Annotated in this window: 4 protein-coding genes and 1 pseudogene; all 5 read right to left on the minus strand. The window is 30.8% G+C overall.

Annotated elements, in window-relative coordinates; all coding sequences use genetic code 11:
* Positions 1-175: 175 nt before the first annotated feature.
* A pseudogene (locus tag V5784_RS11885) lies at positions 176-819 on the minus strand (deoxynucleoside kinase).
* 28 nt (positions 820-847) lie between these two features.
* Positions 848-1,441 (minus strand): Holliday junction branch migration protein RuvA, encoded by a 594-nt coding sequence (gene ruvA / locus V5784_RS11890; RefSeq protein ID WP_336889239.1) that lies wholly within the window; start codon positions 1,439-1,441, stop codon positions 848-850.
* A gap of 24 nt (positions 1,442-1,465) precedes the next feature.
* The gene (locus tag V5784_RS11895) at positions 1,466-2,371 is read right to left on the minus strand and encodes an RluA family pseudouridine synthase (RefSeq protein WP_336889240.1); all 906 of its coding nucleotides are present in this window, start codon (positions 2,369-2,371) and stop codon (positions 1,466-1,468) included.
* 197 nt (positions 2,372-2,568) lie between these two features.
* A complete protein-coding gene (locus V5784_RS11900; protein WP_336889241.1) occupies positions 2,569-4,029 on the minus strand; it encodes a potassium transporter TrkG in 1,461 nt (486 codons plus the stop codon).
* Entirely contained in the window at positions 4,026-5,402 is a 1,377-nt protein-coding gene (gene trkA, locus V5784_RS11905; protein ID WP_336889242.1) for a Trk system potassium transporter TrkA, read from the minus strand. Before trkA ends, V5784_RS11900 begins: the two co-directional genes overlap by 4 nt.
* Positions 5,403-5,685: the final 283 nt, after the last annotated feature.

Here is a 5,685-nt window from a genome sequence, read left to right on the forward strand (position 1 = left end):
TATTTATCCATAATTTCAGCAATTAATGGATCTACCTCTCTTCTTCTTTTCTTAACCATAAAAACCTCCTCAGTTTAATAGATTATACTCTATCAACTAAGAAGGTTAAAATTAATTTACACTAAATTTGGGATACGCCCAGATATTTTCTACAACTAGAAAATACCTCATTTTTTTATTTTTTATTTAATATTTGTTTTGAGTTTATCTCATCTAATTTAGCTTTAACTGTATCTATAAACCATTTTCTATCGTCAGAATTTTCTTTTATATCTACATTGTCAACATTGATTTTCAAGATATCAGAAAGGTTATAAGCATTAAAATAGCTTTCATAATTTTGATTCAAACTTTCCCAATAAGATCTAGGAACGATCTTTTCATAGTCTCTACCTCTTCTACAGATCTTATCGATAGCACCTTCTACAGATGCTCTAGCATATTATGAAGGAGTTCCTCGTAAAGTTCAAACTCTTCCGGTGCCATATCTCCATCTTCCATAAGCATCCTAGCAAAGATAACATCACCATAGATACTCCTGTCCATAACACAGCCATCCAATAGATTAGCCACCTTTATCATTTTAAATCTCTTATTTAAGAAAAATATCTGAAGGGGAAAACTATATCTTTTTTTATCATAGTAGAATTTATCTAAAATAGGATTATTTAAAACAGGTTCTTCAAACAATAAAATTCCTAATTCTTTAGCTAAAATATCTCCTAAAGTACTTTTTACAACACCATCAATACAAATAATTCCGTTCATGTCATCTCCATTCAATCTCGTTTTTTTTAAATATTCTTTATAATACATCATTTGCCTCACAAAGTTTATTAATATGAAATTATCTACTTATTTTTCTCAAAATATCTTTAATAGCCATTTCTATACTGTCATATGAATCTAGGTCTTTAGGAGTGATAAACTTATCGATATCTTTTTTAGAATACCCGAGGGCACCTAAAGCTAAGGAAATATCTTCTTCTAACTGGGCTTTTATACCACCATCACCACTATCAATACTGTCTACAAGCTGAAAATTTTTCATCTTATCTTTCACGTCAACTATTAATTTTTGTGATTTTTTAGCTCCTAATTTAGGAACTTTAGTCAGTAGTTTGGTATCTTCATTGGCTATTATCTGTTTCAGGTCATTTATAGAAAAGGTAGAGAGAATAGCTAGACCAAGTGACATCCCTATTCCATTTACATTGATTAGGATCTCGAAGAAATCTCTTTCTCTTTCCTCTGAAAATCCAATTAATTTAAACATATCTTCCTTCACATGATTGTATATGTATAACCTTGTAGTTTCGCCTAGTTTAATCTTATCTAAAGTTTGAAGGGATACAAATACCTTGTAACCAATACCATTTACATCTATGGCAACATACCCCATTTTTTTTATGGTGATCTTACCATCTAAATATTCAAACATTTTAACCTCCTTTAATCCATCCCCTTATCTTTTTCTCATTCTCTTGAATACCTTATCAAAACTAGCTGGAACCTTAGTTTCAAAAGTATATTTTTCTCCTGTTATTGGATGGATAAATTCTAATACTCTAGCATGTAACCCCAGTCTTTTAATTGGGTTTCCAGTAGCACCATATTTTTTATCTCCTACAATTGGATGTTTGATATCTTGCATATGTACTCTGATTTGATTTTTTCTTCCAGTTTCAAGGGATGCTTCTAATAACGTAAAGTTATTAGTTTTTTTGATTACTTCATAGTTTGTGATGGCTTTTTTTCCACCATTATCAGTTTTACTAGAATAAACTACAAATGCAGCGTTTTCCTTTAACCAAGATGTGATAGTTCCCTTATCATTTTCAACTCTTCCTTCTGCTAATACAGAGTATTTTCTGCTAAGAATATATTTCTTCCAGTCACTCTGTAAAAGTTGTTGAGCTTCTGCAGTTTTAGCAAACATCATTATTCCAGAGGTATTTCTATCCAGTCTGTGAACTATGAAGATCTTATTTTTAGGATTATTTGATTTAACATGATCCTTTAATTTATTATAAGCAGTATCTTCATCTCTACCACCAGTAGATACTGAAAGGACACCTGCATCTTTATTTGCAACAATGATATTGTCATCTTCAAATAAGATTTGAACACCACTCATCTTCTTTACATCTCTATCCTTATTCCAGTTTATTTTCACCTCTTGATCTACAGCTAATATGTGATTATGTTGGCTAACCATTTGACTATCCACAGTTATTTGACCATGGGTAAGCAGTGATTTTAAATTATTTTTACTTTTTCCTTGTAGGTGAAAAGCTAAAAATTCCATTAATTCCATTTTTCCCTTTACTTTTAATATTGTGTCTCTTTTTATTTTCATATTTTTTTTCAAAATAAATCTCCTTGTATTGCATTTTTTTATTTACCTATAATTATATCATTTTATCCATACTTTATCTATGAGATTTTAAAACAATTAAAATTTAATAGGCATGTTATTCTGATTTTAGTTCTTTTTAATTTTGATAGGGGGGAAGAAAATTAAAAAGTCGTAAAAATTTTAAATTTTTACGACTTTTTTTCTTAGATCTATCTCCTTCTACATATTACCGAATAAATCAATATTAAAACTGAATATATTTCTAGTCTACCTAAAAGCATGGAAAAGATAAGTACTCCCTTACTGTATGGATCAAAAAATCCAAAGTTTTCAATAGCTCCTACTCGAGCTAGCCCTGGTCCAATATTTCCAAGAGAAGAGATAGAAGCGGTAAAACTTGTGATAATATCGTATCCCATTCCTGCTAAAAAAAGTGTAGATCCAGCGAAGATAAACACAAATAATATAGAAAATCCTAGGACATTTTTAACTACGTGATTTTCTACATGTTCCTCTCCTACTCTCAAGGAAAAAGATGCTCTGGGATGTGCTAATTTTTTAATTTCATTAGATAGGTGTTTAAATAATATCAATATTCTAATTTGTTTCATCCCACCACCTGTAGATCCAGCACAACCACCGAAAAACATCAATGTAACTAAGAGAAGGGCAGAAAATGAAGGCCATAGATTAAAGTCGGCAGTCATAAATCCAGTAGTTGTAGTTATAGAGACTACTTGAAATGCAGAATCGAGGAGTGCACGGCCATAATTTGTAGTATATTTTTCTATCCCTGAAGAAAAATATATATTCAGCGAGATAAGTATAGTTGCAATAGTGACTACAGCAGTATAAAATTTTAGTTCACTGTCTTTAAAAAAATCTCTAAATCTTCCCTTGATAAGGTAAAAATGAAGTGCAAAGTTAATTCCAGCTAAAAACATAAAGATAGTTATAACGATCTCTATATAAACACTGTTAAAACTTGAAACAGAACTATTCAATGTAGAAAATCCACCTGTAGCTACAGTAGCAAAAGAATGGTTAATAGCTGTGTAAAGATCCATACCACCAAACATTAAAAATATAGTTTCAATAATAGTAAGCCCGATATAGATAATCCACAATATCTTCGCTGTATCTTTTATTTTAGGGCTCAGTCTGTCCTTTGTAGGTCCTGGAACCTCTGCGTTATATAACTCTCCTGGAGCAATTCCAAACATAGGTAAGATAGCAATAGTGAATAAGACTATTCCCATTCCACCTAGCCAATGGGTCAATGATCTCCAGAATAACAATCCTCTAGGAATGGATTCTATATCAGATAGTATAGTAGATCCTGTGGTAGTAAAACCTGACATGGCTTCAAAAACACAGTTTATGTATGGTCCAAAGGATCCATGGAAAAAATATGGTAAACCACCAAAGAGAGCTGCTAGGATCCAACCCAATGAAACACTTGCAAAGCCTTCCTTAGCTTTAAATTTTTTATCTGATTTAAATACGAATATAAAGATTAGCCCAGTAATTAAAGTGATTACAATAGAAAGAGCTATAGCTTTTAGATCTCCTCCGCCATAATGAAATGAGATCATAAGGGGAAAAAACATCATAATTCCTAAGATGAGTAAAAGATATCCCTGTACTTTTATTATTAAGCTCCAGTTCATCTTCTACCTCTAAATTTTGGAGCAGTAAACATTTTTTCTACCTCGTAGATTGCTTCTGGAAGCAAGAATATAATAACTTTATCTCCCATTTTGATTACATCATCTCCAGTAGGAATGATAACATTACTTTGTCTGATTATCACACCAATTATGGATTTTTTAGGGAAATTAATATCCATTATAGGAGTATCTAAAATAGGTGAATTCTGAGTAATATTTATACCTATTGTCTCTGCATTGATCTCTGTAAAGGCAGACACTGAGAAAAGGTCAGTTTTTCTAGTATATTTTAGTATATTTCCAATTGTAAGTGCGTGGGGAGAAAATACAGTATCGATGGGATCAAGGTTGTTTATTAAGTTTACGATAGAACTATTTTTTACCATACACATGGTTTTAGAAGCACCGTATTTTTTGGCTGTAAATGCCGACAAGATATTATACTCATCATTATCACTCATACTAATTACACAAGAATCTTCTATGGAAATTTCATCCATCAGATGGGAATCGGTAGCTGACCCATTCATGATTAAAACATTATTTAATAGAAAGCTTAATTTTTTACATCTAAATTTATCCTCTTCAATAATTGTGATGTTTTTACCTGATTTACTGAGAGCCTTGGAAAGTTCGATGGCATGCTTAGTTCCACCAACGATAATTATATTTTTTAAATTCATAGGGCTAAAGAAATGCTTTTTAACTATATCTTTAACAATGTTTGTCTTACCTACTAGATATAATTTATCTTTAGGATAGATTACATCCTGTCCTTTTGGAACAATAACCCTACCTTCTCTTTGTATGGCTACTAACCTTACTTTAGAAAAAATATCATCTTTTATAGAAATTTCAGAGATAGGTATTCCCTTATGTTTAAAATCTCTTTTAACTTTGACTCCTACTAATTGAGCCATATTATCTGCATAGTTCATAATTTCAAATACATGTGGGTTATTCATAAGTTCCATGATTTTTGCCACGGTAATTTCTAGTGGTTTTATGATGGTCTCTATCCCAAAATCACTGGGAGAAATATATTCCTCATTAAAATATTGGTAATAACTGTCAATTTTACAGGTTATAGAGATATTGTTTTTACAACATTTTTTTACAACACTACAAGCTAGAAGGTTGTCACCGTCACTGTTTGTAACGGCAATAAAGGAATCAGCACTTAATATATTTGCTTCAATAAGAGTATTGATATTGGTTGCATCTCCAGATATAATCATGGCATCTAGCTTACTTTGTAATGTTCTAATTAGTTGTGGATCTTTTTCTAAAATTGTAACGTCATGGTTTTCGTAGATGAGTTTCTCGGCGATCTTTACTCCTACATCTCCTCCACCGGCAATAACTATTTTCATTTCATTCCTCCAGTATACATACATATATAATGCTTCTAAGTGTGACATAAATATTAATTTTAATCATTTATTATATAGTTATTTTTAATTACTGTCAATAACATCAATATTCAAAAAATAAATAATTAAATTTATGAATAGTTATTATATGGTGTATAATCATTTCAAGTCGACCACTTGAAATAAAAAAAGACCTTTTTTCATAAAAACCGATATAATGTAGTTACGACAACAAACATTAAAGGAGTTAATTTATGAAAAAAGGATATAAACATTTTAGCAT

The organism is Psychrilyobacter sp. (assembly GCF_037132775.1).
Lineage (GTDB): Bacteria > Fusobacteriota > Fusobacteriia > Fusobacteriales > Fusobacteriaceae > Psychrilyobacter.

Bases quoted from the DNA above. Each gene is read 5' to 3' on its own strand.
- V5784_RS11900 (WP_336889241.1), bottom strand. From the start codon at position 4,029: ATGAACTGGAGCTTAATAATAAAAGTACAGGGATATCTTTTACTCATC.
- trkA (WP_336889242.1), bottom strand. From the start codon at position 5,402: ATGAAAATAGTTATTGCCGGTGGAGGAGATGTAGGAGTAAAGATCGCC.
- ruvA (WP_336889239.1), bottom strand. From the start codon at position 1,441: ATGTTTGAATATTTAGATGGTAAGATCACCATAAAAAAAATGGGGTAT.